A 26,321-nucleotide genomic window follows, 5' to 3' on the forward strand; every position below is an offset into this window, starting at 1 on the left:
CCTACCAACTCGGGACGATGCCAGCGACCTTGAGGCGGGGCTGAGCCCGCCCATAGGCGTTCTTGACGTCAGCGTCGAGATTGTCGTCGACGACAGCGGGCGTGATGTTGTCGAGGCAGGCGGTGATATGCGCCGTGATCGCGTTCATCAGCGAGATGGAAACACCCGGCCGCTTCATGATGCCGATCTGGACCGGGGGCAGGGCAGGGAAGCCGTCCGCCTGGCTTAGCACCTTCATCCCCGTGCGCAGAGCCGATTCCGGCATGACGGAAACGGCCATGCCGGCGAGGACCGCGGCCGCGACGACGGTGCACGACCAGCTGGTGAACAGGATCTGGTGTTCGCGACCGACCGCGTCCAGCGCCGAGCAGGCGAGCTGCCGCCACTGGCAGTCGCGACGGCCGACGGCGAGCGGCACAGGGGCATCGTCGCGGATCGGATGGTTGGCAGAGCCGACCCAGCAGAGCGGTTCCGTTCGCACGACATCCGACATGCGTTCGCGCGGATTGTGGGTCACCAGCGCAATGTCGAGCTCGCCGCGATTCATGCGCTCGGCGAGGCCCACCGAGGGTTCGCAGACAATGTAAAGCTCCACGTTCGGATGCGTCTTGGCAAAGCGGCCGATGATCTCGGGCATGTAGCGGTCGGCGTAGTCATCGGGCGTGCCGATGCGCAGCGTGCCCTCGAGACGGTTGTCATCAAAGGCTGCGATCGCTTCGTTGTTGAGGCGAATGATTCGTCGCGCATAGTTCAAGAGCTTCTCGCCTTCGACGGTGAGGCGGTTGCCGCGCCCGTCCTTGATGAAAAGCTGCTTGCCGATGCGCTCTTCCAGTCGCCGCATCTGCATGGAGACAGCGGACTGCGTCTTGTAGACTCTGTCGGCAGCCTTGGTGAAGCTGCCGGAATCCACAATCGCAATGAAGGTCTGCAACTGATCAATATCGAGAGGCGCTGACATGAGTTCACCTATAAAGATCTCTGATGTTAATCATTAGAAACATTCGTTGGACTGATCAATAGGTGTTTGGCATCTTCGGGATGCAAATCAAGCAAAGTGAAGGACAGATACCCTGCCTGTCCGCTCCGATTTCAACCCGATGCCTTGCCGCTCGACCTCGCGGGAGGGGTGGGTTGTTGCGCGCCAATGAAAGGATCGTCCCATGCGCACGACAGACCGGATACTCGAACTCGACTGCAGCCAGACCTCGCTGACGTTCTTCCAGCGTCTCGTAAATGGCTTTGCAACGCTGTCATCCGTACTGCGCGTGATCCGCAACCGTATGGAGATCAACAAGCTGAACGAGCTCGATGACAATCAATTGAAGGATATCGGCCTTAGCAGGACCGATCTCACTTCCGCGTTCCTGGCGTCCACCTTCTTTGAAGATCCGTCGGAACACCTGACTAAATCCGCGCGCAACCGCGGACCGACGTCGCTCTTCCGGTCCCGAAAGGATTGAGACCGGCCCAGTTTTTCCCCGCAGGGTGATAGCCAATAGCCCTGCCTCTTACCCGGTGACCGGCCTCCCAGCCGTCTCCGGGTTTTTTTATGCCTTCGGGGGAGTGGAGGGCGCCTTCGGCATATAGGTCTCGAAGATCGCTTCCATGCTCTTCTGGTAGCTCTTCTGAACCTCGAGCCCGCTGTCGAACATGTTGTTCAGCATGTCGACGTAGCGTTCCGCCTCTGCCTTTGCCTGCTCTTTCGGGGCTTCGGCTCGTTTCGGCTCAACCGGCTTTCCGAGCGAGCCCATCATTTCCTGAAAGGCCTTTGCGAATGGATTGTCGAAAAACGGATTGGTGACCGTCTTCTCTGCCTCCGGCTTCTGCATGCCGAACATCTGCTGCATGGCCTGAGTGAAAGGATTGTCGAAGATGGTGGGCTCCGGAGCGGCCTTCTGCTTCGGCGCAAAGCCGGTGCTTTCCAGCCATTTCTGGATGGTTTCGCCCATGGCGGTGTTGATGAATGGATTGACGGGCGCGTTCATCTGCCCCATCGACTGCTTGAACAGGCCGCCCATCAAAGTATCGGCCATCACGGGCAGCATCTGCTTGTAGATCTCCTGGCCGATCCCGGTCATCTGGGCAGCCTGCGCCGCAACCGCCCGCGAGACCTCCTTGGAGCCGAACAGCTGACCGAGGATGGTGTTGCCATCATCGATTCCTTGCGGGGTGAAGGCCTTGCCCATGTCCTCGAAATATTTGGCGTAGTTGCCGGAGGCGACCGCCTGCATCAGCCCCATGAAGTCGTAGGGGTTGCTGCTGCTCCGTTTCAGGCTGGCGGAAAATGCCGGCATCAGCGCGGCCATCGCCTTTGTGGCCTGCTCCTGGGCAAGATTGAACTGCTTGGAGACCGCATCCATCGCCGCGCCGTTCTGGGCCTGCATCATCATGTCGAAGAGTGGCAGCATGGTAATCCCTTTCCCGGTTTCGCAACGCGTAATTGCGTTACTATAGCCGGAAAAAGGAATGCGCAAACCGCTTTTTGCAGAAGGGCTTAGGGTAGACCCTAGTATTGATACTCTTCGAAGACAGGCTCCACGGAACCGTTCCAGCGGCCGTGATACAGCGCCAGCAGATCCTCGGCCAAAGTCGCCTTCTTGGCCATGACTTCGTCGAGCGGCGCAAGGAAGATGGTTTCGTCCTGGCCTTCCTTGTTGAGCTTGTTGCGCGCTCGGAGACCGGACTTCGAAACGGCGATCACTTCGCGCGCCGTCTCATAAAGCTCATGGCCGCGGAACTTTGCCCTTAAACCCTGAGACGGGACGGCATCGCGCAACGCGTTGACCTCGTCGAATGTCCAGTCCTTGGTCAGCATATCCGCGTCTTCGAGTGCAGCATCGTTGTAGAGAAGCCCGACCCAGAAGGCCGGCAACCCGCAAATGCGCCGCCACGGGCCGCCATCGGCACCGCGCATCTCTAGGAAGCGCTTCAGGCGAACGTCGGGGAAGAGGGTCGAAAGGTGGTTCGTCCAGTCGCCCATCGTCGGCTCCCAGGCGGCAACCGCGCCCTTCAGCGCGCCGTTCATGAACTGGCGGAACGTGATGTGGGTACAGTCGTGATAGTGCCCGTCGCGCACGATGAAATACATCGGCACGTCGAGGGCCCATTCGGCATAATCATGAAAACCGAAATCGTCGCGGAAGGTGAAGTCCAGCAGACCGGAGCGATTGTTGTCGGTGTCGCGCCAAATGTCGCCTCGCCACGAGAGCAGGCCGTTGGGCTTGCCTTCGGTAAAGGGCGACGAGGCAAAGAGCGCAGTTGCCAGAGACTGAAGCTTCATCGAAACGCGCATCTTCTTGCGCATGTCGGCTTCGGAGGAAAAGTCGAGGTTCACCTGGATGGTGCAGGTGCGATACATCATGTCGAGACCCTTGGCGCCGACCTTCGGCATGTAGCGGGTCATGATCTCGTAGCGGGATTTCGGCATGACAGGCGTTTCGGCCAGTGTCCATTTGGGGCTGCCGCCAATGCCGAGGAAGCGGATGCCCATCGGCTCGGCGATCTCGCGCAACGTCGCCAGATGGGTATTCGATTCCTTGCAGGTCTCGTGGATCGTTTCCAGCGGCGCGCCGGACAGTTCGAACTGGCCGCCAGGCTCGATCGATATCGCGCCCATTCCGTTCGGCTCGCCCAGGCCGATGATGTTGTCGCCGTCCATGATCGGGTCCCAGCCGGATTTCTGCTGAAGGCCTTTCAACAGCGCCGAAATGCTGGCCTCGCCGAAATACGGCACAGGGCCGTTGTCCGCCCGGAAGAAGGCAAACTTCTCATGCTCGGTACCGATGCGGAATTTTTCCGCCGGCTTGTTCCCCGCGGCAAGATAATCGGTCAGCTCCTGAACCGAAGAGAGTGGCGTCTGGTCGGTGGTATCGCGAGCCATTCAAGTCTACCTGCAATGGGAGAGCGCCTGGAAAAACCCGGGCAATTGGAAGGGTGATTAGGACCGCTCCCACGTATGTTGCAAGTGAAATTGTTTCAACGGTCCATCAAAAAAATAGCAGGATATTTCGGCTGCGACCGATCCTAAGGTTAATTCCAGTCGCCGATCGACGCTTGAATGACTGCCATGGCAGCAACCGCAGCCGTATCGGCTCTGAGGATCCGCGGCCCAAGCGGGATTGCGGTCACGAAATCGAGGCCGCGCAGCCGCGCGCGCTCTTCCTCGGAGAAACCGCCCTCTGGGCCGACAAGGAGCGCCAGCTGTCGCTCGCTGATCTTGGACAGCAGTGGTAGCGGGTTCTGCCCCGCATCGCCCTCGTCGCAATAGATGATGCGGCGGTCGCTCGGCCAAGTGTCCAGCAGGTCGAACAGCTTCACGGGCTCGGCAACGTCGGGGATATCGAGTATGCCGCATTGCTCCGCTGCCTCGATGACGTTTGCCTTCAGCTTGTCGAGATTGGTGATCTTGCCCTGCACATGCTGGGTCATCACTGGACGCAGAAGGCCTGCGCCCATCTCGACGGCCTTCTGCACCAGGTAGTCGAGTCGCCCGACCTTCAGTGGTGCAAAGAGATAGTGCAGATCGGAGGCTGCCGGCTGCGGGCGGGTCTGCTCCTCGGCGACCACTACAATCCGTTTCCGCGTTGGAAAGGTGAGGCGCGCCTTCCACTCGCCATCGCGGCCATTGAAGACGAGCAGTTCGGCGCCATCAGTCATGCGCAGTACGTTGGCGAGATAGTTGAAGTGGTCGCCCGTCGTCTCGACCGTTGCTCCGGTGGCGAGAGGAGCGTCCACAAACAGCCGTTGCATCCGAAAATTGGCGCGCATCGAAAAGTCCTGCTCATACAAAGAGCGCGAACATAACCCAATAGATCATCGCTGCAAGCGCTGCCGAGGCCGGCACCGTGATGATCCAGGCGGCGATGATCGTCATGAAGTGCGAACGGCGAACGAGATAGCGGCGACGAACCTCATGCGTGTTCGGATCTTCCGGTTCATCAATCGCCCAGCTTTCCGCCTTGCGCCGCACGTACCGGATGCGTCGCTTCGAGTTCCGGGTGTACCACTCGCGGAAGAAGCCGACGCCAAACACGGAACCGACCGCGATATGCGTCGTACTGACGGGCATGCCGAGCCACGAGGCCACGATAACCGTGAAGGCCGTCGACAGCGCAACGCAATAGGCGCGCATGGGGTTGAGCTTGGTGATCTGTTCACCGACCAGCCGGATCAGGCGCGGCCCGAACAACAATAGGCCGACCGAGATACCGAAGGCGCCGATGAGCAGCACCCAGATCGGGGGCTGGCCATTCGGGCCGGCTGCGGATCCCGCGACCGCGCGCACGATTGCCGAAAGTGGGCCGACTGCGTTGGATACGTCGTTGGCACCATGTGCGAAGGAGAGCAGAGCTGCCGAGCCAATCAGGGGAATCTGGAAGAGGACGCGCAGCGAGCTGTTGCGGTTTTCCAGCCCTACGGCCTGCCTGTGAACGAATGAACGCGCGGCAAACCATCCGAGGCCGCCGGCCGCGACGCCGAAAAGGAGGATTGTGAACGAGGAAAACGCGCCAGCGGGCGTAAGCTGCAGCACCATGTAGGAAGCAAAGCCACCGAGCATCATAGCGATCAGAACGGGAACCCAACGCCGCGCCGCGGCAATCTTGTCGTCGCGGTAGATGATCAGGCTCTTCACTAGGAAAAGCAGGCCGGCCGCAATCACGCCGCCAAGCAGCGGCGAAGTCACCCAGGCCGATGTGATCTCGACCATCACCCGCCATTTCACCGGGTCCGGACCGACCGCGCCGATACCCGCTCCAATCACCGCGCCGACGATCGCGTGCGTGGTCGAGACCGGTGCGTTCATCCAGGTCGCGAGGTTGATCCACAATGCGGCGGCCATCAGTGCCGCTATCATGATCCAGCTGAGTGTGCCTGGTGGGACTTGCACGGCATCCACGATGCTGGAGGAGATCGTCTTGACGACCTCGCCGCCGGCAACTGTCGCCCCGAGAATTTCGAAGATGGCTGCGATGACAAGAGCTTGCCCCATCGTCATCGCTCGGGCGCCCACGGCGGCGCCGACGTTATTGGTAACGTCGTTTGCACCGATGTTCATGGCCATGTAGGCGGCGAGCGCCGCTGCCGCGATCACCAGCACGGCGCTTGGCCGGTCAAAGACATAGACGCCCGCGAAAAGCATGGCTAGCCCAAGGAAGATCAGCCCGAGGCCCGGCGCCACCAGTTTGCGCGAGACGAACTTCGTCGCATCCTCGACATGCGTAAGCTTGTCGAGGTCTTTGTCGAGGGTTCGTTTCGTGAGGACGGCTGATCGGTTGGGCATGCTATTCCTTCGTTGAATCCTGCTTTAGCGCCGCCAAGTTTAGCAGCGCAAGATGGCAGTATTCATTCCGCCGGAATTTGCTTTGGCATGCTTGCCGCAAGCTGTTCCGTCATGCGGCGCTTGAACAGCAGGATGAGATTGCGAAGTTCAGGCTCATGAACGCGCTTCACAGCCTCGTCGCAGGAGACCCACTCCACCTTGCGCTCGCCTTTTTCCTTGAAGTTCTTGGCGATCTCCAGAACCTCGAGAGCATAGACCTGCACTTTACAGGTGACCTTTAGGCCGTTCTTCAACACCTTAGGGTAGGAGTAGGAACCAAGGATCTCGTTCTCGACGGTTCCGCGCGCACCGGCTTCCTCGAATGCCTCGCGTGCGGCGACCTCATACGAGCACCTTCCGTCCATCGGCCATCCCTTGGGGATCACCCAGCGGCCGGTGTCGCGGCTGGTCAGTAAAAGTACTTCAACGTCGTTGGTTTTCTTTTTGACCCGATAGCAGAGCGCAGCATATTGTTGACGCGGAGGGCGCCGAAACATGAGCTGGACGTCTGCAGCGAGGCGGGCGAGAAGAGTCAACGGTCGGGTCACCTTGGCGTTCTGTTCGAGTGAGTCGTCTATATTAGTATCCGCTGGAAAGCTTGCGCGATCCATACGCATTTCATGCTTTTGGCTCGGATTTGATAACTATCAATAGGAACTTTTTGTTTCGCCGGGTAACAAAAAATCCGTCAGATACTATCCTGATTCCGCCAATGCACAGGCGTTCAATATGAGCGCGCCTTGCATTTCAATCAACGGCGGCGTCATCTCATACACTGTTATGTCAATACTATGGTAATCATGCGTCTTCCTCCCTTAAAAGCCATTCGCGCCTTTGAAGCCGTATACCGTCACGGCAGCATTCTTGGCGCCGCCGCCGAGCTTGGTGTTGTACGCGGCGCGGTGCGCCAGCAGATCTCGATCCTGGAGAACTATTTCGGTGAGAAACTGTTCGAACGCGATGGCAGAAAATTGGCTGCGACCGCGAAAGCTGCACTGTTCGCGGAGGCCTCCACCGCTGCCTTCGCGACGCTGGAACGCGCCGCTGCAGATTTTGTCGGTGGCGAGGATCGCCGCATTCGCCTCGGCGTACCTTCGGCCTTTGCTATATGGTGGCTGATGCCGCGGCTTGCAAACATGCAGGCTGAGCTTGGCGTCGTCGACGTCGATATCGTGCCGATGTCGGTCGTCGAGCCGCTGGCGCTGCACCCGGAACTCGACGCCGTCATCATGGGCGCCGAATACCGGCCAACGGCAGGGGTGACAGCGGTCAAGTTCATGGAGGACGAATTCGGACCCGTCGCGACACCGGATCTGGCAGAAAGGATCGCCGGCGATCCCGCGCGGATGGTGGAGATCACCGCTCTTGTCAGCCGCAGCGCGCCAACCCTTTGGCAGGAGTGGTTTGCCGAGAGCGGCACTCAGGCCGTGATGTTCCGGCGCAAGCAGGAATTCGAGGATCTGCTGCTGGTGCTCGGGGCGGTGCGATCGGGGATTGGTGTTGTGCTCGCGCCGCGCGCTGCCATCGAAGATGACTTGCAGCGCAATCTGCTTGCTGCACCCTATGGCTTCATTCGCCGACTGGCCGGCTATAGCCTGTGCTGTCGCAACGTCGACTCGCCGAAACCCGCGTTCGTCGCCCTTCGCGACTGGTTGCTCCGCTCTGGCGCGGCGACGCAATAGGGCAGATTTTCTGCCCTATTGCGCAGAATTATCTCCATGGTCGAAAGGCGCTGCCGAGCCTAACACTGCGTTGCGAGCAAAAGGACATGGATATGCAAAGAGTAGCAAGCCGCATCGAATGGATCGGCAACAGCTGCAGGTTGCTCAAGGCAACGGCGGCAGAATTCGAGAAGACCCAACCGTTCAACGGCTTGACCATCGGCACGGGGATTCATCTGGAGCCGAAGACCGTGGCGCTGCTGATGACCCTGAAAGCCGGCGGCGCACGGCTTGTCTGCACCGGAAATCTGAACAGCACGCAGCCTTCGACTGTCGAGTTTCTCCGTTCGCAGGGGATCACTGTGTTCGCGACCCAGACAACGGACCCAGTCGCGCATCATGAGAGCCTGCAGGCGGTCGTCGCGGAAAAGCCGGATCTTCTGCTCGACAACGGCGGCGACCTCTTGGCGATTGCGGCCGGGGCTCCTTACGCCAGCCTTCTCGGAGGCACCGAGGAGACTACGTCAGGCCGCACACGCCTGCTGCCGATACGGGCAAAATTGAACATGCCGATCCTGGTCATCAACGACAGCCCGATCAAGCAGTTCGCCGAAAACAGACATGCCGTCGGCCAGAGCCTTTTCGAAAGCTACATGCGCTTCACCAACCGCTCGACCAACGGCAAGCGTGTGACGGTTTTCGGCTACGGGGCCTGCGGCAAGGGAACCGCCGCCTGTTTCCGCAACGCGTTTTCAGCCGTCAGCGTCGTTGATATCGATCCGGTGACGGCGCTGGGGGCGCATCTTGACGGATTTTCCACGCCGCTGCGCAACGAGGCGATTGCCTCGGCCGACGTGCTCGTCACCGTTACGGGCTTTCCCGCGATCATCACCGCAGCCGACCTTCCGCTGATCAAGGATGGTGCAATCCTGATGAATGGCGGACATTTCCCGCATGAGATCGACGTTGCCGTATTCCGGCAGCACCCCGATGTCGTGCGGATCGATCGCTACGAGGCGGATCACATCGAGACCCTGCACCTGAAGGACGGTCGCTCTTTCCATGTTCTCGGCGGTGGCCACATGGCGAACCTCGCCGGTCCCAGGCCGCTCGGCAATTCCGTTGAATCGATGGATCTTGGTTTCACGCTGCAGGCGCGCTGCCTCGAGCGTGTCGCCAGACGCGAAGTCGGCGCCGAGAGCTGTCTCGTCCCGGTACCCGCGGATATCGATGCCATGGTGGCGAGCGCCTATCTCGATCTGGCGCGATAGGTGACGGGCGCGGCGAGATTCCGCCGCGCGCGTCTAGATTTCAGGCGATCTCCACCACCAGCTTGCCGTTTGCCTGACGGTTTTCGATCAACGCGTGCGCTTCGGCGGCGTCGGAAAGTCCGAAGCGGCGCGCGTCCAGCCTCGGCATCAGCTTGCCGGCCTCGACGAGCTTGCCCACCTCGCGCAGGATCTCGCCGTGGTGGCTTCGCCCTTCGCCGGTCAGAAGCGGCAGCAGCGTAAAGACGCCCGAATAGGTCGCCGCCTTGAACGACAGCGGGGCAAGCGCATGCGTCCCCCATCCGAGCGCGCTGACGACGTGGCCAAACCGGCCGACCGCCTGGAAGGCTGTATCGAGGCCCGGGCCGCCGACGGTATCGCAGACGATGTCGAAGCCCTTGCCGGCCGTGTGATTGCCGACATAGTCCGCCACGGTCTCTACCCTGTAGTCGATCGGCGTTGCTCCAAGGCTTCTGAGATAGCCAGCCTTGGAGCCACCGTCGACGGCAAACACATCAGCACCCGCGGCTTTTGCGATCTGTACGGCAATGTGCCCCACGCCACCGCCGGCGCCGAGGACAAGAACCTGCCGGCCTTCGCGGACATTGGCTCGATCGACCAATCCTTCCCAGGCGGTAATCGCGATCAGCGACAGGGCTGCTGCCTCCCGCATCGAGAGATTGTTGGGCTTCGGCGCGATCAGCCGGGCGTCGACCGCTGCGAATTCAGCCAACGAGCCCTGGATGCCGCCGACGCCACCGGTCATGCCATAGACTTCGTCGCCGCGATGGAACTCGGTGACGCCGGGACCGACCTGCTCGACGACGCCGGCAATGTCCATACCTAGAACGGCCGGGAACGGATGGCGCGCATGGGTGGCATTGCCGGCGCGGATCTTGGTGTCCAGCGGATTGACGCCGCTTCCCTTGATACGGACTAAAACCTCGCCTTCGCGCGGCGCCGGCCGGGCGATCTCGGCCAGGCGGAAATCCGCGTTCGGCGCGTCGATCAGGAGCGCCTTCATCGTTGTGATCTGTGACATGCAACTCTCCTTCGTCTGTTGTTGCCTGGAGAATGCGCCGTTGATATGAGAATGGAAATGAAAGACATTGCACGAAGTTCATACATTTTTGTATGGGAGTCGGCTTGTGGAATGGAGCGATCTCAAACTGTTTCTGGCGATCGCGCGCCAGGGAACTCTCGGCGCCGGCGCCCGCAGCCTCGGCCTGACGCAGCCGACGATGGGGCGTCGCCTTCGCGCCCTTGAAATCTCGCTCGGCCAGACCCTGTTTCAGCGGACAGCCGACGGGTTTGTGATGACCGACGAGGGCGCAGCCGTCTTTGCCCACGCCGAGCGGATGGAAGAGGAAGCACTCGGGCTCGAACGCGAACTTGCCGGACAGAGCCGGCAATTGAGCGGCTTCCTGCGCTTGTCCTCTTCGGAGTGGTTCGGTGCACATGTGCTGGCGCCGGTCCTTGCGGAATTCTCGCTGCGCTATCCGAAGATCGTCGTGGAATTGCTGACCGATAGCCGCCTGCTCAGTCTCTCCCGCCGGGAGGCGGATGTCGTCGTTCGGATCGCGCCCTTTACCGAGCCGGACGTGATATCGAGGAAGCTGCTGCATATCGACTACCGGCTTTACATCCGCCGAGGGGCGGAGCACCCGAAGGCAGGAGATGGCGCGGGCGCGCGCCTGGTAACGATGGACGAGGCGTTTGGCGGCATGCCTGATGTGACATGGCTGGCGCGTCTTCTGCCAAAGGCCGAGATTGCCATGCGCAGCAACAACCGCGATGTCCAGGCGACGCTGTGCAGGAATGGGGCCGGGCTCGCCGTCCTGCCGCGCCCCCTTGGCGATTCAATCGCTGATATCGAGCCGGTCGACCTCGGTGAAGCGCCGCCGGGGCGCGACACCTGGATTGGCTATCACCGGGATATGAAACGGCAGGCGCGCTTGCGGGCGCTGCTTAATCTCGTCATCGAGAGACTGGCGAATTGAGCGCTAGAAACCTCTAGCGTTCCCAGTAGGGAACCGGGCCGCAGATCTCGGCGAGATAATCGATGAACAGCCCTACCTTGGCCGGCAAGAACTGGCGGCGGGGAAAGACTGCGGAAAGCCCCCGCCTCGTGAGCAGGGCCTCAAGACTAAGCGGGCCAGTGGGTTTTGGGTGCCAAGTCCGCCGCGCCGGTCCTTAGGATCCGATCTCCCGGTTCGATCAACCCTGAAATTTTGCCTGTCGCGGTGACTGGAAAAGGCGACAAGGTATTGCGCATTAATCGCACTAGATCTCTATTAGGGGTAGTGAAGATTGTAAGCCACAGCTCGCTGTTTCATCCTGAGGTGCTCTGATCCCGGCAAGCGCTTATAGTGCACCCCCGCATTTCCTGGAGTTATAAAGATGGGTTGGTCTCTGAATCTCGGCACGATCGCTGGCACGACCATTCGCGTTCACTTCACCTTTCTGCTTTTGCTCGTCTGGATCTGGCTGATGCACTACCAGATCGGCGGCACGGCGGCCGCGTGGGAGGGCGTTATCTTTATCCTTGCCGTCTTTGTCTGCGTGGTCCTGCACGAATTCGGCCACATCACAGCCGCCCGGTATTTTGGCATTCGCACGCCCGACATCACGCTTCTGCCGATCGGCGGCGTGGCCAGGCTCGAACGCATGCCGGAAGAGCCGGGACAGGAGTTCGCAATCGCGATCGCGGGGCCGCTCGTGAACGTCGCGATCGCCGTGCTGATCTTCATCGCGTTGGGAGGGCCGGCGGCCGTCGAGCAGATGGCGGAGATCGAGGATCCACGCACGAATTTTCTCGTCAGGCTGGCGGGCGTCAATGTATTCTTGGTTCTCTTCAACATGATCCCGGCCTTTCCGATGGACGGCGGACGCGTCCTGCGCGCCGCCTTGGCCTCGCGCCTCTCCTGGTCACGCGCGACCCAGATCGCCGCCACGATCGGACAGGGGCTGGCCTTCGTCTTCGGTTTCGTCGGGCTCTTCTACAATCCGCTGCTGATCTTCATCGGCATCTTCGTCTATCTCGCCGCGGCGGCGGAAGCACAGAACGCGCAGATCCGGCAGGTGGCGACCAGCGTGCAGGTCGGGGATGTGATGGTCACGGAGTTCGCCCGGCTGGAACGGTCCGCAACGCTCGACGAGGCGGTCGAGATGCTGCTCGCCACCACGCAGCACGAGTTCCCGGTGGTCGACTCCGCCGGCCATCTCGAAGGATTGGTGACCCGCGACGACATGATCCGGGCGTTGAAGGAAAAGGGGCCAGCCGCTCCCGTCACCAGCGCAATGCGGAGCGACATTCCCAAGATACATTATCGGAAATCTCTGGAGGAAAGCCTGCGTCTTATGCAGGAGGCAAACGCTCCGGCCGTCGCCGCGACCGACAATACGGGACGGCTTGTCGGCCTCCTGACACACGAAACCATCGGTGAGATGCTGATGGTCCGTTCGGCCGTCCCGGATGCATTCCGCTTTGGCCGCCTGCGCGGGAACGGGCCAAGAACCGCTCGACCCAGCGGCTAACTATTCTTGAAGTGACGCGGTAAACCCTGCCGCCTGGGCTTTGGAACAACGGTCGTCGACGACGTTGCGCGCCATCTCCTCTCGACAAAGCGGCATCAAAACCGGCGTTCTCATGGATGTTCAGTCGGAGCGATCCTGCAAGGCTGAGTGTGTAACTCCAGTCTCCTTAATCCGCTCCGAATGGACAACCTCCTGAAAACCCACAGCTAGCGTTCCCAGTAGGGAACCGGTCCGTAGATCTCGGCGAGATAGTCGATGAACAGCCGTACCTTGGCCGGCAGGAACTGGCGGCTGGGATAGACCGCGGAAAGCGTCACGTTGCGCGATCCTTCGTAGGCAATAAGGATGTGCACCAACCGTCCGTCTTGGAGCTCCCTGCCGATGTCCCAGGTGGAGCGCAGCGCGATGCCGAGCCCCGATATGACGGCCTCCCTGATGACCTCGCTTGAATTGGTGACGAGCATTCCTTCCGGCCGCAGGGAAAGCGGACCCTCCGGCCCCTCCAGCCGCCAGGCATCGTTGTTGTGGGCGGGCAGGCAGCGGTGGTGCTTGAGATCTTCGATGGTCTGGGGCGTGCCGTTAGCGGCAAGATAGTCCGGCGATGCGCAGAGCAGGCGACGCACGGGGGCAAGGCGCCGCGCGACGAGGCTTGAGTCCGTCAGTTCCGCAATACGGATGGCAAGGTCGAAGCCTTCGCCGATGATATCGGTGAATTCGTCGCTGAGCACGAGATTGATCGCCAAACCGGCATGCATATCCATGAAGGATTTCAGGTGCGGGGCGACATGCATGCGTCCGAACGAGGTGGGCGCCGTCACCTTCAGCGTGCCCTGCATCTGCGCCGAGCGTCCGGAAATGTAGTATTCGGCCTCCTCGATGCCGGCGAGAATGCCAAGCACGCGATCGTAGAAGCCCTGGCCTGCCTCCGTCAGGGAGATCTGCCGCGTCGTGCGCTGCAGGAGCCGCGTGCCGAGCCGATCTTCAAGCCGTTTTATCCGCTTCGACACGACCGCCGGCGAAAAGCCGAGAGCCCGGCCGGCAAGCGACATGCTCCCCGTCGAAACGACCTTTGCGAAAATTTCGAGATCACCGAGATTGGTCATTCGTCAGATTGTTTATCCTTTTGGAATAAGTGCTTAGCATTTGCGCCGTAATCGGGAAAGTGCTAAGCCCGACTGAGCCGGCAGCGCAGAGGATGTCTCCGGTTTTCGCTGTCGGAGCGAAGGGAGAGAGTCATGTCCGATACTATTTCGTTTCTCGCCCCGCGTGCCGACGTGCTTGCCCGCCGCAGGCAGATCGTCGCAGATCTCATCGACCTGCTGCCGCCGGAATGCCTGGTGCACGAGGCGCGCGAGTTGATGCCGTTCGAGACCGATGCCTTCGTTTCCTATCGCCGGATGCCGCTTGCTGTTGCCCTGCCGCGGACGACCGCGGAAGTGGCTGCGGTCATGAAATACTGTCATCGCTATGGCGTGCCGGTGGTGCCGCGCGGCGCCGGAACGTCACTCTCGGGCGGAGCAATCCCACAGGAGGATGCGGTCGTCATTTGCGTTTCCAAGATGAACCGCATTCTCGAAATCGATCTGGCCAACCGCGTGGCGGTCGTCGAAGCCGGCGTGACCAACCTGAATATTTCAGAATCCGTCTCGGCGGACGGCTTCTTCTATGCGCCCGATCCGAGCTCACAGCTGGCCTGCACGATCGGCGGCAATATCGGCATGAATTCCGGTGGCGCGCATTGCCTGAAATATGGGGTGACGACCAACAACCTGCTCGGCGTCAAGATGGTGCTGACCGATGGCACCGTCATCGATTTCGGCGGCAAGGCATTGGACGCCGGAGGCTACGACTTGCTTGGCCTTGTCTGCGGACATGAGGGCCAGCTTGGGATAGTCACCGAAGCGACTGTCCGCCTGATCGCCAAACCGGAGGGCGCGCGGCCGGTCCTCTTCGGCTTTGATACGTCCGAGGAGGCGGGATCCTGTGTCGCCGACATCATCGCATCAGGGATCATTCCCGTCGCGATCGAATTCATGGACAAGCCAGCGATCGAAATCTGCGAGGCCTTCGCCAAGGCCGGCTATCCGCTGGATGTGGGGGCGCTATTGATCGTCGAGGTCGAAGGATCGGAGGCGGAAATGGACGACATGCTGAAGAGCATCGTCGAAATCGCGCGCAAGCATGGCGTGAAAACCGTCCGCGAATGCCAGTCGGCAACCGAGGCGGCGCTGATCTGGAAGGGCAGGAAATCCGCCTTCGGCGCGACTGGCCGGATAGCAGACTATATCTGCATGGACGGAACCGTCCCGCTCAGCCAGCTTTCTTATGTGCTGACGAAAACCTCTGAAATCATCGACAGCTATGGGCTTCGCGTCGCCAACGTCTTCCATGCCGGCGATGGCAATATGCATCCGCTGATCCTGTTCAATGCGAATGATCCGGAAGATGCCGCCCGTGCGGAAGCTGCGGGGATGGAGATCCTGAAGCTCTGTGTCGATGCGGGCGGCTGCCTCACGGGCGAGCATGGTGTCGGCATCGAAAAACGCGACCTGATGCGTCATCAGTATTCCGAGGCGGACCTGGAGCAGCAGATGGCGGCGCGCGCCGCCTTCGATCCGGCCTGGCTCCTGAACCCCTCCAAGGTTTTCCCGCTCGAGGGACGTCCGGCCGCATGATCGATCTATCGCCCACAACGGTCGAAGAGGCCGCGGCAATCGTCCGCAGCCACACCGAGGCCGGCGAGCCGCTGGCGATCTGCGGCGGCAACACTCGCTCGGGTTTCGGGAACGCCGTGGCGGCGGAAAGCCGCCTGCGGTCGTCCAATCTGCGGGGCATCACGGCCTATAATCCCGGCGAGATGGTTTTGACCGCTCGCTCGGGAACGCCGTTGTCCGAGATCGAAGCCGCACTCGCCGAGAACGGTCAAATGATGGCCTTTGAGCCCATGGACCATCGGCCGATCATGGGAACGACAGGTGAGCCGACAATCGGCGGCGTCTTTGCCGCCAATGTCTCGGGGCCGCGCCGTTTCGTCGCCGGCGCTGCGCGCGACAGCCTGCTTGGCGTGAGCTTCATCAACGGCAAGGGCGAGATCATCAAGGCAGGCGGCCGCGTGATGAAGAACGTCACCGGATTGGATCTCGTCAAGCTGATGGCTGGCTCGCACGGCACGCTGGGCTTCCTGACGGAAGTAACTTTCCGCGTGCCACCGCGGCCGAGAACCGAAGCAACGATCGTCATCTCGGGGCTGAACGATGCGGAGGCCGCCAACGCCATGGCGGCGGCGATGGCGCTGCCGGTCGAAGTCTCCGGCGCCGCACATCTGCCGATGACCGTCGCCTGGAAATTTCTCGACAGAACGCTCTCCGAAGGCGAGGGAACCTGTCTCAGGATCGAAGGCCTGCCCGGCTCAGTCGATGCCAGGGCAACCAAGCTCGCCGCAGCCATGGCTGCATTCGGATCCGTCACGCGCTTCGAGCAGGCAGACAGTGTCCGTCTCTGGAGAGATATCCGCAATGTCGCGCCCTATGCCGAAGGTACGGCTCGACCGGTGTGGCGCGTCTCCGTCGCCCCAGGGACCGGCCATCAGCTGGTCGCGGCACTTCGCCTCGAAGCCGGTGTTGACGCATACTATGACTGGCAGGGCGGCCTGATCTGGATGCGGATGGAGGCCGACGCGGATGCGGACCTTTTGCGCCGGTTCATCAAGGCGCTGGGCGGTGGCCATGCGACACTGATCCGCGCACCTGAAAAGATGCGATCTGGGATTGCGGCCTTTCAGCCCCAGCAGGAGGCTGTGGCCTTGCTATCGCAGCGACTGAAACTGAAATTCGATCCCGCCGGCATCTTCAATCCCGGGAAGATGGCAGGAGCTTGAGGCATGCAGACCAATTTCACCCCGGCCCAACTTGCCGACCCGCACGTTGCCGAATCCGAGAAGATCCTGCGCAAATGCGTGCATTGCGGCTTCTGCACCGCGACCTGTCCGACCTATGTCACGCTCGGCAATGAGCTCGATAGCCCCCGTGGGCGCATCTATCTGATCAAGGACATGCTGGAAAACGGGCGCCCGGCCGACGCCGAGGTCGTTACCCATATCGACCGCTGCCTCTCCTGTCTCGCCTGCGTAACGACCTGTCCCTCCGGTGTCGATTATATGCACCTTGTCGACCATGCGCGGGCGCACATCGAAAAGACCTACAAGCGTCCTTTCATGAACCGGCTCGTGCGCGCCATCCTTGCTGCTGTTCTGCCTTATCCCGATCGGTTTCGCCTCGCGATCAAGCTGTCGTCAGCGGGGCGGCCGTTCGCAGGTCTTTTAGCGCGCGCGCCCGCATTGAAACCATTTGCCGCGATGCTGGCGCTGGCGCCGCGTCGCATTCCTCCCGCCTCCGCCTATGCCGCGGCGGCAAGCCACCCGCCGGTCGGCGAGAAACGCGGTCGCGTCGCGATCTTGACTGGCTGCGCGCAGCCGGTTCTCGATCCCGGGATCAACGAGGCAACAATCAGGCTCCTGACACGGCTTGGTGTTGAAGTCGTCGTTCCCAAAGGAGAGGTTTGTTGCGGCTCGCTCGTCCACCACATGGGACGGGAAGAGCAGGCATTGGCGAGCGCACGTGCCAACGTCGATGTGTGGACGCGTGAACTCGAAGAAGGCGGGCTCGACGCAATCATCATCACCGCTTCCGGCTGCGGCACGACGATCAAGGACTATGGCCATATGCTGCGGCTGGATGCGGCCTATGCCGAAAGGGCGGCACGCGTTTCGTCCTTGGCGAAGGACATCACGGAATATCTCGCATCGCTCGAGCTCCCCGCGCAGATGCCGAAGGGCATCATCGTCGCCTATCACTCTGCCTGCTCGATGCAACACGGTCAGAAAATCACGATGGCGCCGAAGCAGCTGTTGAAGGCGGCCGGATTCAATGTCCGCGATCCTGCCGAAGGTCACCTCTGCTGTGGGTCGGCGGGTACCTACAACATCATGCAATCCGACATTTCCGATGCGCTCAAGACCCGCAAGGTCAAGAACCTCGAAGCAACGAAGCCGCGTGTGATCGCAACCGGAAATATCGGCTGCATGATGCAGATCGGGACAGGGACGGCGATTCCGATCGTTCACACGGTGCAATTGTTGGATTGGGCCTACGGCGGAGATATGCCGGAGAAACTAAAGGATCTGCCGCTGGCTTAGAGGTGCCGGATCGTCCGGTGGTCTCGAAAGCCCATGCATCGCATAGCCCTTGCGCTTGCGACCCCGCATCCGCGGTTTGAGATCGGCGACCGGTTGCCCGGCCGCCTAATTGCTTGGCTTAGCCGCCGAAAATCGTCCGCAGCACGTCGATGCCGCGATCTTCGAAGCTGATTTCGCCCTGCTTGTTGCCAGGGCCGACGACGATGACCTTCGTGCCGACGGGCGCACGATCGTAAAGATCGATCACATCCTTGTTCATCATGCGGATGCAGCCGGACGACATGTTGAGCCCAATCGACCACGGCTGGTTGGTGCCGTGGATGCGGAAGCTCGTATCGTTGCCGCCCTTGTAGAGATACATGGCGCGGGCGCCAAGCGGATTGTCCTCGCCGCCTTCCTGGAAGGTCGGGAGGATGTGGCCCTTCGCCGCCTCGCGAACACGCATCTCAGCCGGGGGCGTCCAGCCCGGCCATTCTGCCTTGCGGCCGATCTTCACCACGCCCGACCAGCCGAAGCCCTCGCGCCCGACGCCGATGCCATAGCGCGTCGCGCGGTCCTTGGTTTCGACGAGATACAGGAACTTGTGGTTGGTATCGATGATGATCGTGCCGGGTGCCTCGTTGGTGATGAGGTGCACGCGCTGGCGCTTGAACTGCGGCTTGACCGACTTCGGCGGTGCGGCGACCCGAACGACAGGCGCGCGATCGTGAGCGGGTGTAATCGGCTGCGCCGAGACCGATGCGGACATGGAAGTGACCAGAAGGCCGGTGGCCGCAAGAGCCGTCGCGAATTTCAGCATGGTTGATTCCCTCAAAGCAAAACCGGACCGAAGCTACCCTAACTTCGATCCAGTTCAAGATGTCGGCGCGGAATGAAACAGCTGCGATGTCTAATTGCAACTATTCTTGGCCGCGCGCCCGATATTCGGGAGCCTTTACATGACGATGACGCGGGTTCCAACCTTTACCCGCTCGTAAAGGTCAACGACATCCTCGTTGCGTAGCCGGATGCAGCCAGAGGAAACGGCGTTGCCGATCGTCCAGGGGGCGTTGGTACCGTGGATGCGGTAGAGCGTCGAACCGAGATACATGGCGCGCGCGCCAAGCGGGTTCTCGGGACCGCCGTCCATGCGCGCCGGGAGATAGTGGCCCTTGGCGGCTTCGCGGCCAACCATTTCGGCTGGCGGCGTCCAGTCCGGCCATTCGGACTTGCGGGTAATCTTGTGCACGCCGGCCCATTCGAAGCCTGGCTTGCCGACGCCCACTCCGTAACGCCGCGCCTTGCCGCCCTCCATTACCAGGTAAAGGAAGCGGCTGTTGGTATCGATGACGATCGCGCCGGGCCGTTCCTTGGTGTCGTAGGTGACGATCTGCGGCAGAAATTGCGGCTCAAGCTGGCGGCGGACGACTGGGACGCCGGGATTGATGGCGGACAGCGGTTGCGCCACGGCGGCCGGAGCGCGGCCGAAGACGCCGGATGTGAACAGACCGCGTTTCGGAAAGGCCGGTTGTCGGTAGACGACGGGACGAACCTTGCCGCCGAGCTGCATGACCCATGGGGCTGCAAGGTCCGGGCTTAGCACGACCGGCGGGCGCGTTGCATAACGGTCGTCGCCGAGCGCAGCGGTGGAAAAGACGCCGAGCATCGCTGCGGCGAGCAGAAGGGATTTCATCATCGGACGGACTCTCTACAAATGGCCGAAAATGCACGGACGGCAGCGGCCGCCTGCCGCCACGCTGCCACCGTTCCCGCCAGCGAATCGTAAATTTGAATTCATTCAAGTCCGAAGCGAGAGATAAACTTTTCGTCAGGGTTATCGTTCGGTTTGGAAAGAGAGTTTGCAAATGGTAAAGCCGGATTCGCAGCACGAAAGCGAAGCGGGATCATGAGCGATACGGGCATCATCATCGGCGAAGACGGCAAGAGCCGTTGTCACTGGCACGCCAACCTCCCGGATTACCTCAAGTATCACGACGAGGAATGGGGGCGGCCGGTAACGGATGACATCCGCCTCTTCGAGAAGATCTGCCTGGAGGGGTTCCAGTCCGGTCTCTCCTGGCTCACCATCCTGCGCAAGCGCGAGAATTTCCGCGCTGCCTTTGCCGGCTTCGACTTCGAGAAGGTTGCGCTCTTCGACGACAGCGATATCCAACGCTGCCTCGCCGATCCCGGCATCGTGCGCCATCGAGGCAAGATCGTCTCGACGATCAACAACGCCCGCCGTGCGATCGAACTGAGGCAGGAGTTCGGGTCGCTCGCCCGGTATTTCTGGAGCTTCGAGCCCGGTCATAACGATAGGCCAAAGGTGGTCGATCGTGCCACTGTCATGGCCAACCCGACAACGCCGACATCGGTTCTCATTTCCAAGAATCTGAAGAAGCGCGGCTGGACGTTTGTCGGCCCAACCACAGTTTATGCCTTTATGCAGGCAATGGGTCTCGTCAACGATCACATCGAAGGTTGCTTCTGCCGCGTCGAGGTAGAGGCGATGCGCAATGCGCTGGTGCGCCCATGAAGGCGCTCGCGGCAACCGTCGCATTCTGCCTGGTGGCATCCGTAGCGTTCGGCCAGTCACCGGAGCTGCAGCCCGGCGAGCGACTGGAGAAGCTGCAGTTTCCGGCTGCAACCATGGAGCTCAAGGGCTGGACGAAGCTCGGCAACGGGCGGGTTTACACACTTCCCGTCAAGGCTGGCCAGCAGGTGAAGATAAGCTTTGCGACCAAGAGCAAGTTTGCCTTCCTTTCGATCTTCGATCTGGCAACGCCCGACGAGGAGGCGATCTTTGGTACCGATGAGGATGGCACCAGCTACACCGTCACAGTGAAGGACAACACCACCTGGCTGCTGCGGCCCTATTATTCCAAGGCGTCGCCGCGCCGCGGCCTGGGCGCGCCCTACAGCATTCTCGTCGAGCCGCAGGCAACAGCGCCGCAGCCCACGGCTCCGGCTGAACAGCAATCGCCGTCGCCACTTTTCCCTTCAAGGCAGTAATGAGGGGCTAGCCCAGGCCTTCGATCAACCTGCGCAGTTCTCCGAGATGTTCGATCTTGCGAAAGCGCGGTGCGTCCTTCGGTTCCTCGACATGCTCGACGACCCAGGTGAGTTCGTGCGGCACGAAGACGCCGTAGCTGCCGGCGGCAATCGCGGGGACAATGTCTGATTTCAGCGAGTTGCCGACCATCATCGCCCGTTCCGGGCCACCGCCGACCTTGGAGAAGATCCGCCGGTAGGTCACGGCGGTCTTGTCGGAGACGATCTCGACGGCGTGGAAGAAGTCGCCAAGCCCGGATTGCGCGAGCTTACGCTCCTGATCGAAAAGATCACCCTTGGTGATCATCACCAGCAGGTAGTTTTCCGAGAGCGCCGCCAAGGTCTCCTGCACATGCGGCAGGGTCTCGACGGGGTGAGAAAGCAGGTCGCGGCCGGTGTCGAGGATATTGGCAATGACGCTGGCGGGCACCTTGCCCTCGGTGACCTCGATCGCCGTCTCGATCATGGACAGCGTAAATCCCTTGATGCCGAAACCGTACTGCCGGAGATTGCGCTTCTCTGCCTCCAGCAAGCGCTCGGAAATTCTTGGACCATTTGCAAAATCGGCCAGCAATTCCGTGAAATGCGCCTCGGTAAGCCGATAGTATTGCTCGTTCTGCCAGAGCGTGTCGTCGGCATCGAAACCGATGGTCGTCAGCATGCGCGTCGTCATCGCCCATCTCCGAGTAATCTGATTTGAATCTATTGAAAGATGGCCGCGAAACAAGAGCATCGCAAAGCCGTGAGGCGAGTACACGGCATGTTGAAATGCCGCCGCCTCGCCTTACATCGATAGTGCCTTCCACGCGGCCGCATTCCGGCTGCTCCTGTCATGTGCAGGCCAACAACCAAAAAATGAACTCATCTGTCCGTAGGCAAGCCTGCGGTCGTCACAAGGAAATTTTCGACCATGCGTTACAATCAACTTGGAAATACGGGACTATTCGTCTCGGAAATCTGCCTCGGTACGATGACATTCGGCGCCGCCGGCGAAAACAACCTTTGGGGCTCGATCGCCGACGTCGACCAGAAAGCCGCCGATGAAATCGTTGCGAAGTCGCTGGCATCGGGCGTCAACTTCATCGACACGGCCGACGTCTATTCCTTCGGCGAATCCGAAAAGCTGCTCGGCCAGGCCCTGAAGAACCTCAGCGTTCCCCGTAAGGACGTGGTCATCGCCACGAAAGTCTATAGCACCATGGGCGACAAGCCGAACGACCGCGGCGCCTCGCGTGGCCACATCATGGATTCGGTCGAGGCCAGTCTGAAGCGGTTGCAGACCGATCATATCGATCTTTACCAGATCCATGCCACCGATCCGGTCACGCCGATCGACGAGACGCTGCGAGCCCTGGACGATCTCGTATCCCGCGGTCTCGTGCGCTATGTGGGTGTCTCCAACTGGCAGGCGTGGCGCATCGCCAAAGCGCTCGGCATCTCGGAACGTCGCGGTCTTGCCCGGTTCGAGACGGTACAGGCGTACTATTCGATCGCCGGCCGCGATCTCGAGCGTGACATCGTGCCGATGATGCAGGAGGAAAAGCTTGGTCTAATGGTCTGGTCGCCGCTGGCGGGCGGTCTTCTCTCCGGCAAGTACGGGCCGGGAGCGCCGGGCAACGGGGAAGGACGCCGCGCCTCGTTCGACTTCCCGCCGGTCGACAAGGATCGCGCCTGGGCCTGCGTTGCCGTGATGCGCGAGATCGCCGCGAAACACGGCACAAGCGTCGCGACCGTCGCGCTTGCCTACATCCTGGCGAAACCTTTCGTGACGACTGTCATCATCGGCGCAAAACGCGTCGAGCAGCTCGACCAGAACCTGGCGGCCGTCAACCTGAAGCTCGATGCGGACGACCTGAAGAAGCTGGACGAGGTCAGCGAACTCGCGCCCGAATATCCGGGCTGGATGCTGGCCCGGCAGGGGGCAGCCCGACGGCCGGAACCTTTCGAACCGAAGGGCTGATCAAGGCCTTGTGAAGGCGGACGCCGGGGCTTCGTGCTCCGGCGTCCTTTGCGATTACTTGCCGTGAGCCTTCAGCCAGGCCTGCATATCGGCGATCTCAGCCTCCTGGGCCTTGATGACGGCTTCCGCGAGCTTGCGAATTTCCGGATCCTTGCCGTACTCCAGCTCGATTTTCGCCATGTCGATCGCACCTTGATGGTGCGGGATCATGCCGCGGACGAAGTCGACATCGGCGTCGCCGCTATACTTCATCGTCATGTCCTTGTGCATTTTAGCGTTCGCCTGCGCAAAGGCGTGGCTCGATGCGCCGTGGTCGCCCATTGGCTTGCTCATGTCCATTTTCATCTCCTCTGCGAAGACGGGTGCGGACGAGAGTGCGAGGGTGGCCGCTATGGCGAGAACTTTCAGAGACATGGGATTTCCTTCCTCGGTCTGATACTGGAATTCAATGCGCGGCCGAAGCCGCAGCGTTCATGAAGACCGTCAGACAAGCCGGGGAGGCGGCGCCAGCGGTGCTGGGCGGGCATCCTGCATGGCGTGAGCCGGTCCGGGTGCAGGATAGGAAAACATCTGCTTGCCGGTCGCGGCGATGACGCTCAATGGCGGAATGACCAGGCAGGCCGAACAGAAGGGCATGTGCACCATACCGGCGGCCGAACAAGGATCCTGCTGCGCCGGCGACGACTTGGCCTTCTCGCCCATATCCATGCCGGTCATATGCTGATGCTCGGTGCTGGGCGTCGCAGCGACCGGCTGCATGGACAGGCATGTCGGACAGCCGGCCCATGCGGACATGGTGCCGAAGGCAAACCAGCCGAAAACCATCGCTATGATTGCAAGAAACCGCATATCGTCAAAATAGGTGCAGCGCGCGAAGAAGCCAAGCCCGCTTTATACACGTTGGCGAGAGAAGCGTCGGCCGACGTGCGGAGGCTGGCGCTAGTACGCGGCAACGACCTGATGGACGATCTGATAGCCATTGCTCTCTTCGCCGAGTGGCGCCACGGGCCACTGCCAGTTGGCCCGAACCGATGACAGCGCCACGCCGTGCAGCAGATCAGTCTCGTCATGAACCTTCCCCTGTCGGTCTATCACGGCATAGGAAACATCGGTAACCAGGCATGTCTTGCAGGGCGCTGCCTCAAGCGCCGACCGGTGCGCCTCGATCAGTTGTGCGACGGTATCGGCGGGCATGGCGCCGGCCTGTTCCGCCTCGTAGCGGCGTTGTGCGCCGCGACCGATCTGGGAGAGGAGATTGGCCGAGACGACGAAGTCGAGATACGGAACGCTTCTCAGGAACGCCAGCGGCTCTGGTTGTTTGCCCGCGGCAAGCTCGTCGTAGCCGGAGAGATCGCGCTCGATCAGCCGAACATTGCTGTAGCGCTTGAGCCGCAGCCAGAGGCGCACCGAGGCAAGATGCACGAGATCGACGAGGACGACAGTGTCAAAGGTCCTGGCTAATTCCTCAATCGGCACGTCGCGGAGCAGGCCCGAGCCCAAAACGACCGCCGTCCTCCTCTGCCGCAACTCCGCAATGGCACTTCTCACAGCGTTCCGGCTTCGCTCCTCGTGCTCCGCCCATTGCCGGCTGCAACGGCCGGCGCGGGACCAGAGATTGACGGAGTATCGGATGAACCGGCGATGCGCCTTCAATGTCATCGGAACGGTGGCAGCATAGAGAAGCGCCTCGGCAATCATCGTGTAGCTCCCGCCATTCGATCCATTCTCTCTCGTTCAATCGATTCTGTGTTCCTGATCAAGGGCCTTCGCCCTTGCCGCACCCGGCCCTTTCCGCTAGGTAACCGCCACTGTCACAGCGAGCGGAATACCTTGGAAATGAACGACAAGCAGAAGAAACCACAAAAGCTCAAGGCCAGACTTCCCCGCGGCTTCGTCGATCGTTCGGCAGCCGACATTCGCGCCGTCAACGAAATGACCGCGAAGATCCGGGAAGTCTACGAGCATTATGGTTTCGATCCTGTCGAAACGCCGCTCTTCGAATACACCGACGCGCTCGGCAAGTTCCTGCCGGATGCCGACCGGCCGAACGAGGGCGTCTTCTCGCTGCAGGACGACGACGAGCAGTGGATGTCCTTGCGCTACGACCTGACGGCGCCGCTCGCCCGTCATGTTGCCGAGAATTTCAACGAGATCCAGCTGCCGTACCGCACCTATCGCGCCGGCTATGTCTTCCGCAATGAGAAGCCGGGCCCCGGTCGCTTCCGCCAGTTCATGCAGTTCGACGCCGATACGGTCGGTGCGCCGGGCGTGCAGGCCGATGCGGAAATGTGCATGATGATGGCCGATACGCTGGAAGCCCTCGGCATCAAGCGCGGCGACTACGTGATCCGCGTCAACAACCGCAAAGTTCTCGACGGTGTTCTCGAAGCAATCGGTCTCGGCGGCGATGACAAGGCCGGCCAGCGCCTCAACGTGCTACGCGCCATCGACAAGCTCGACAAGTTCGGTCTCGAGGGCGTTGCTCTCCTGCTTGGTCCCGGCCGCAAGGACGAGTCTGGCGACTTCACCAAGGGTGCTGGTCTCGACCAGGGACAGATCGACAAGGTTCTCTTCTTCGTCGGGATCAAGGACTATACCGAAAGCGCTGGGCAGCTTGCCGAGCTGGTTGCCGGAACGTCCAAGGGTGCGGAAGGCGTGGAGGAGCTGAACTTCATCGGCGCATTGGTGCGAAGCGCCGGCTATCAGTCGGATCGCGTCAAGATCGACCCCTCGGTTGTTCGCGGCCTCGAATATTACACCGGCCCGGTTTACGAAGCCGAGCTCCTCTTCGACGTGACTAACGAGAAGGGCGAGAAGGTCGTCTTCGGTTCCGTCGGTGGCGGCGGTCGCTACGACGGTCTCGTGTCCCGCTTCATGGGCCAGCCCGTGCCGGCCACTGGCTTCTCGATTGGCGTCTCTCGCCTGATGACGGCGCTGAAGAACCTCGGCAAGCTCGGCCAGGCCGAGGTCATCGAGCCGGTTCTGGTCACTGTCATGGACGGCGATGTCGAGTCGATGGGCCGCTACCAGCACATGACGCAGGAATTGCGCAAGGCTGGCATCCGCGCCGAGATGTTCCAGGGCAACTGGAAGAAGTTCGGCAATCAGCTGAAATATGCCGACCGCCGCGGCAGCCCCGTCGCCATTATCCAGGGCGGTGACGAGCGGGCGCAGGGCGTCGTGCAGATCAAGGACCTGATCGAAGGCAAGCGCCTGTCCGGCGAGATCGAGGACAACGCCAGCTGGCGCGAAGCGCGCGTCGCACAGGAGACAGTTGCCGAAGGCGACCTCGTCGCCAAGGTGAAGGAAATTCTGGCGGCGCAGGCCGAAGACCGCAACAGGGCGGGCTGAG

26 protein-coding genes and 1 pseudogene are annotated in these 26,321 nt (G+C 61.2%); 12 read left to right on the forward strand and 15 right to left on the reverse strand.

Translation table 11 applies throughout. The features are described from left to right. Position 1: 1 nt before the first annotated feature. On the reverse strand, positions 2–958 hold the full coding sequence (locus AC1DE4_RS11275) for a LysR substrate-binding domain-containing protein (RefSeq protein WP_018856888.1): 957 nt from the start codon (positions 956–958) through the stop codon (positions 2–4). Positions 959–1,160: 202 nt separating this feature from the next. Here AC1DE4_RS11275 and AC1DE4_RS11280 point away from each other — a divergent pair, with 202 nt between their 5' ends. Next, on the forward strand, positions 1,161–1,460 hold the full coding sequence (locus AC1DE4_RS11280) for a DUF1127 domain-containing protein (protein WP_025659469.1): 300 nt from the start codon (positions 1,161–1,163) through the stop codon (positions 1,458–1,460). A gap of 87 nt (positions 1,461–1,547) precedes the next feature. Here the strand turns inward: AC1DE4_RS11280 and AC1DE4_RS11285 are convergent, their stop codons facing one another. The 5 genes from AC1DE4_RS11285 to AC1DE4_RS11305 all read right to left on the reverse strand — a co-directional run bounded on the left by AC1DE4_RS11285 (position 1,548) and on the right by AC1DE4_RS11305 (position 6,855). Further along, positions 1,548–2,408, reverse strand: coding sequence for a DUF937 domain-containing protein (locus AC1DE4_RS11285; protein ID WP_018856890.1), 861 nt, complete (start codon positions 2,406–2,408; stop codon positions 1,548–1,550). Between the two features lie 98 nt (positions 2,409–2,506). Further along, complete coding sequence (locus AC1DE4_RS11290; protein ID WP_018856891.1) at positions 2,507–3,880, reverse strand: glutamate--cysteine ligase; 1,374 nt, start codon at positions 3,878–3,880, stop codon at positions 2,507–2,509. Between the two features lie 149 nt (positions 3,881–4,029). Next, positions 4,030–4,767, reverse strand: a complete 738-nt coding sequence (locus tag AC1DE4_RS11295; RefSeq protein WP_025659468.1) for a 16S rRNA (uracil(1498)-N(3))-methyltransferase — start codon at positions 4,765–4,767, stop codon at positions 4,030–4,032. A 13-nt stretch (positions 4,768–4,780) separates the two neighbouring features. Further along, on the reverse strand, positions 4,781–6,280 hold the full coding sequence (locus AC1DE4_RS11300; RefSeq protein ID WP_018116693.1) for an inorganic phosphate transporter: 1,500 nt from the start codon (positions 6,278–6,280) through the stop codon (positions 4,781–4,783). Positions 6,281–6,342: 62 nt separating this feature from the next. Then, positions 6,343–6,855, reverse strand: a complete 513-nt coding sequence (locus AC1DE4_RS11305; protein ID WP_025659467.1) for an NUDIX hydrolase — start codon at positions 6,853–6,855, stop codon at positions 6,343–6,345. Positions 6,856–7,110: 255 nt separating this feature from the next. Here AC1DE4_RS11305 and AC1DE4_RS11310 point away from each other — a divergent pair, with 255 nt between their 5' ends. Together AC1DE4_RS11310 and AC1DE4_RS11315 are read left to right on the forward strand one after the other, a co-directional pair. Continuing rightward, complete coding sequence (locus AC1DE4_RS11310) at positions 7,111–8,001, forward strand: LysR substrate-binding domain-containing protein (RefSeq protein WP_018856895.1); 891 nt, start codon at positions 7,111–7,113, stop codon at positions 7,999–8,001. A gap of 92 nt (positions 8,002–8,093) precedes the next feature. Further along, positions 8,094–9,251, forward strand: a complete 1,158-nt coding sequence (locus tag AC1DE4_RS11315; RefSeq protein ID WP_025659465.1) for an adenosylhomocysteinase — start codon at positions 8,094–8,096, stop codon at positions 9,249–9,251. A 40-nt stretch (positions 9,252–9,291) separates the two neighbouring features. Here the strand turns inward: AC1DE4_RS11315 and AC1DE4_RS11320 are convergent, their stop codons facing one another. After that, positions 9,292–10,290 (reverse strand): zinc-dependent alcohol dehydrogenase family protein, encoded by a 999-nt coding sequence (locus tag AC1DE4_RS11320; RefSeq protein ID WP_018116689.1) that lies wholly within the window; start codon positions 10,288–10,290, stop codon positions 9,292–9,294. A gap of 106 nt (positions 10,291–10,396) precedes the next feature. Between AC1DE4_RS11320 and AC1DE4_RS11325 the strand changes: the two genes are divergently transcribed. Continuing rightward, positions 10,397–11,248 (forward strand): LysR family transcriptional regulator, encoded by an 852-nt coding sequence (locus AC1DE4_RS11325; RefSeq protein ID WP_025659464.1) that lies wholly within the window; start codon positions 10,397–10,399, stop codon positions 11,246–11,248. Positions 11,249–11,261: 13 nt separating this feature from the next. Here AC1DE4_RS11325 and AC1DE4_RS11330 read toward each other — a convergent pair. Continuing rightward, positions 11,262–11,366: pseudogene (locus AC1DE4_RS11330) on the reverse strand (LysR family transcriptional regulator); the annotation flags it as partial. A 282-nt stretch (positions 11,367–11,648) separates the two neighbouring features. Here AC1DE4_RS11330 and AC1DE4_RS11335 point away from each other — a divergent pair. After that, a complete protein-coding gene (locus tag AC1DE4_RS11335; RefSeq protein ID WP_025659463.1) occupies positions 11,649–12,785 on the forward strand; it encodes a site-2 protease family protein in 1,137 nt (378 codons plus the stop codon). A 206-nt stretch (positions 12,786–12,991) separates the two neighbouring features. Here AC1DE4_RS11335 and AC1DE4_RS11340 read toward each other — a convergent pair whose 3' ends face one another. Then, positions 12,992–13,888 (reverse strand): LysR family transcriptional regulator, encoded by an 897-nt coding sequence (locus AC1DE4_RS11340; protein ID WP_018856900.1) that lies wholly within the window; start codon positions 13,886–13,888, stop codon positions 12,992–12,994. Between the two features lie 132 nt (positions 13,889–14,020). On the opposite strand from AC1DE4_RS11340, the gene AC1DE4_RS11345 reads away from it, so the two are divergent. The 3 genes from AC1DE4_RS11345 to glcF are packed head-to-tail and all read left to right on the forward strand — an operon-like array spanning position 14,021 to position 17,979. Then, positions 14,021–15,460 carry an FAD-linked oxidase C-terminal domain-containing protein gene (locus AC1DE4_RS11345; protein WP_018856901.1) on the forward strand — a complete coding sequence of 480 codons (1,440 nt, stop codon included), beginning with the start codon at positions 14,021–14,023 and terminating at the stop codon, positions 15,458–15,460. After that, positions 15,457–16,662: a glycolate oxidase subunit GlcE gene (glcE, locus tag AC1DE4_RS11350; protein WP_025659462.1), complete on the forward strand. Its 1,206-nt coding sequence runs from the start codon at positions 15,457–15,459 to the stop codon at positions 16,660–16,662. The genes AC1DE4_RS11345 and glcE overlap by 4 nt, the downstream gene beginning before the upstream one ends. 3 nt (positions 16,663–16,665) lie before the next feature. Beyond that, positions 16,666–17,979 (forward strand): glycolate oxidase subunit GlcF, encoded by a 1,314-nt coding sequence (gene glcF, locus AC1DE4_RS11355; RefSeq protein WP_018116683.1) that lies wholly within the window; start codon positions 16,666–16,668, stop codon positions 17,977–17,979. A 118-nt stretch (positions 17,980–18,097) separates the two neighbouring features. Here glcF and AC1DE4_RS11360 read toward each other — a convergent pair whose 3' ends face one another. Next, entirely contained in the window at positions 18,098–18,778 is a 681-nt protein-coding gene (locus tag AC1DE4_RS11360) for a L,D-transpeptidase (protein WP_112667577.1), read from the reverse strand. Positions 18,779–18,913: 135 nt separating this feature from the next. Then, positions 18,914–19,654, reverse strand: a complete 741-nt coding sequence (locus AC1DE4_RS11365; protein ID WP_018116681.1) for a L,D-transpeptidase — start codon at positions 19,652–19,654, stop codon at positions 18,914–18,916. A gap of 210 nt (positions 19,655–19,864) precedes the next feature. On the opposite strand from AC1DE4_RS11365, the gene AC1DE4_RS11370 reads away from it, so the two are divergent. Beyond that, on the forward strand, positions 19,865–20,494 hold the full coding sequence (locus tag AC1DE4_RS11370; RefSeq protein ID WP_018116680.1) for a DNA-3-methyladenine glycosylase I: 630 nt from the start codon (positions 19,865–19,867) through the stop codon (positions 20,492–20,494). Next, a complete protein-coding gene (locus AC1DE4_RS11375) occupies positions 20,491–20,970 on the forward strand; it encodes a hypothetical protein (RefSeq protein WP_025659460.1) in 480 nt (159 codons plus the stop codon). Before AC1DE4_RS11370 ends, AC1DE4_RS11375 begins: the two co-directional genes overlap by 4 nt. A 7-nt stretch (positions 20,971–20,977) precedes the next feature. Here AC1DE4_RS11375 and AC1DE4_RS11380 read toward each other — a convergent pair whose 3' ends face one another. After that, a complete protein-coding gene (locus AC1DE4_RS11380) occupies positions 20,978–21,682 on the reverse strand; it encodes an HAD family hydrolase (RefSeq protein WP_018116678.1) in 705 nt (234 codons plus the stop codon). 237 nt (positions 21,683–21,919) lie between these two features. Here AC1DE4_RS11380 and AC1DE4_RS11385 point away from each other — a divergent pair, with 237 nt between their 5' ends. Continuing rightward, entirely contained in the window at positions 21,920–22,969 is a 1,050-nt protein-coding gene (locus AC1DE4_RS11385) for an aldo/keto reductase (protein WP_025659459.1), read from the forward strand. A 54-nt stretch (positions 22,970–23,023) separates the two neighbouring features. On the opposite strand, the gene copM is transcribed toward AC1DE4_RS11385, so the two are convergent. From copM to AC1DE4_RS11400, 3 genes are all read right to left on the reverse strand, one after another. Then, on the reverse strand, positions 23,024–23,383 hold the full coding sequence (copM, locus tag AC1DE4_RS11390) for a CopM family metallochaperone (protein WP_025659458.1): 360 nt from the start codon (positions 23,381–23,383) through the stop codon (positions 23,024–23,026). Between the two features lie 69 nt (positions 23,384–23,452). Next, complete coding sequence (locus AC1DE4_RS11395; RefSeq protein WP_025659457.1) at positions 23,453–23,818, reverse strand: hypothetical protein; 366 nt, start codon at positions 23,816–23,818, stop codon at positions 23,453–23,455. Positions 23,819–23,908: 90 nt separating this feature from the next. Further along, positions 23,909–24,667: a hypothetical protein gene (locus AC1DE4_RS11400; RefSeq protein WP_025659456.1), complete on the reverse strand. Its 759-nt coding sequence runs from the start codon at positions 24,665–24,667 to the stop codon at positions 23,909–23,911. A 138-nt stretch (positions 24,668–24,805) separates the two neighbouring features. Here AC1DE4_RS11400 and hisS point away from each other — a divergent pair, with 138 nt between their 5' ends. Beyond that, a complete protein-coding gene (gene hisS / locus AC1DE4_RS11405; RefSeq protein ID WP_025659455.1) occupies positions 24,806–26,320 on the forward strand; it encodes a histidine--tRNA ligase in 1,515 nt (504 codons plus the stop codon). Position 26,321 lies beyond the last annotated feature (1 nt).

Source organism: Rhizobium sp. 10N414 (genome assembly GCF_056394785.1).

Excerpts from the sequence above, each read along its gene's own strand:
- AC1DE4_RS11275 (WP_018856888.1), bottom strand. The coding sequence starts at position 958 with ATGTCAGCGCCTCTCGATATTGATCAGTTGCAGACCTTCATTGCGATT.
- AC1DE4_RS11280 (WP_025659469.1), top strand. The coding sequence starts at position 1,161 with ATGCGCACGACAGACCGGATACTCGAACTCGACTGCAGCCAGACCTCG.
- AC1DE4_RS11285 (WP_018856890.1), bottom strand. The coding sequence starts at position 2,408 with ATGCTGCCACTCTTCGACATGATGATGCAGGCCCAGAACGGCGCGGCG.
- AC1DE4_RS11290 (WP_018856891.1), bottom strand. The coding sequence starts at position 3,880 with ATGGCTCGCGATACCACCGACCAGACGCCACTCTCTTCGGTTCAGGAG.
- AC1DE4_RS11295 (WP_025659468.1), bottom strand. The coding sequence starts at position 4,767 with ATGCGCGCCAATTTTCGGATGCAACGGCTGTTTGTGGACGCTCCTCTC.
- AC1DE4_RS11300 (WP_018116693.1), bottom strand. The coding sequence starts at position 6,280 with ATGCCCAACCGATCAGCCGTCCTCACGAAACGAACCCTCGACAAAGAC.
- AC1DE4_RS11310 (WP_018856895.1), top strand. The coding sequence starts at position 7,111 with ATGGTAATCATGCGTCTTCCTCCCTTAAAAGCCATTCGCGCCTTTGAA.
- AC1DE4_RS11315 (WP_025659465.1), top strand. The coding sequence starts at position 8,094 with ATGCAAAGAGTAGCAAGCCGCATCGAATGGATCGGCAACAGCTGCAGG.
- AC1DE4_RS11320 (WP_018116689.1), bottom strand. The coding sequence starts at position 10,290 with ATGTCACAGATCACAACGATGAAGGCGCTCCTGATCGACGCGCCGAAC.
- AC1DE4_RS11335 (WP_025659463.1), top strand. The coding sequence starts at position 11,649 with ATGGGTTGGTCTCTGAATCTCGGCACGATCGCTGGCACGACCATTCGC.
- AC1DE4_RS11340 (WP_018856900.1), bottom strand. The coding sequence starts at position 13,888 with ATGACCAATCTCGGTGATCTCGAAATTTTCGCAAAGGTCGTTTCGACG.
- AC1DE4_RS11345 (WP_018856901.1), top strand. The coding sequence starts at position 14,021 with ATGTCCGATACTATTTCGTTTCTCGCCCCGCGTGCCGACGTGCTTGCC.
- glcE (WP_025659462.1), top strand. The coding sequence starts at position 15,457 with ATGATCGATCTATCGCCCACAACGGTCGAAGAGGCCGCGGCAATCGTC.
- glcF (WP_018116683.1), top strand. The coding sequence starts at position 16,666 with ATGCAGACCAATTTCACCCCGGCCCAACTTGCCGACCCGCACGTTGCC.
- AC1DE4_RS11360 (WP_112667577.1), bottom strand. The coding sequence starts at position 18,778 with ATGCTGAAATTCGCGACGGCTCTTGCGGCCACCGGCCTTCTGGTCACT.
- AC1DE4_RS11365 (WP_018116681.1), bottom strand. The coding sequence starts at position 19,654 with ATGATGAAATCCCTTCTGCTCGCCGCAGCGATGCTCGGCGTCTTTTCC.
- AC1DE4_RS11370 (WP_018116680.1), top strand. The coding sequence starts at position 19,865 with ATGAGCGATACGGGCATCATCATCGGCGAAGACGGCAAGAGCCGTTGT.
- AC1DE4_RS11375 (WP_025659460.1), top strand. The coding sequence starts at position 20,491 with ATGAAGGCGCTCGCGGCAACCGTCGCATTCTGCCTGGTGGCATCCGTA.
- AC1DE4_RS11380 (WP_018116678.1), bottom strand. The coding sequence starts at position 21,682 with ATGACGACGCGCATGCTGACGACCATCGGTTTCGATGCCGACGACACG.
- AC1DE4_RS11385 (WP_025659459.1), top strand. The coding sequence starts at position 21,920 with ATGCGTTACAATCAACTTGGAAATACGGGACTATTCGTCTCGGAAATC.
- copM (WP_025659458.1), bottom strand. The coding sequence starts at position 23,383 with ATGTCTCTGAAAGTTCTCGCCATAGCGGCCACCCTCGCACTCTCGTCC.
- AC1DE4_RS11395 (WP_025659457.1), bottom strand. The coding sequence starts at position 23,818 with ATGCGGTTTCTTGCAATCATAGCGATGGTTTTCGGCTGGTTTGCCTTC.
- AC1DE4_RS11400 (WP_025659456.1), bottom strand. The coding sequence starts at position 24,667 with ATGATTGCCGAGGCGCTTCTCTATGCTGCCACCGTTCCGATGACATTG.
- hisS (WP_025659455.1), top strand. The coding sequence starts at position 24,806 with ATGAACGACAAGCAGAAGAAACCACAAAAGCTCAAGGCCAGACTTCCC.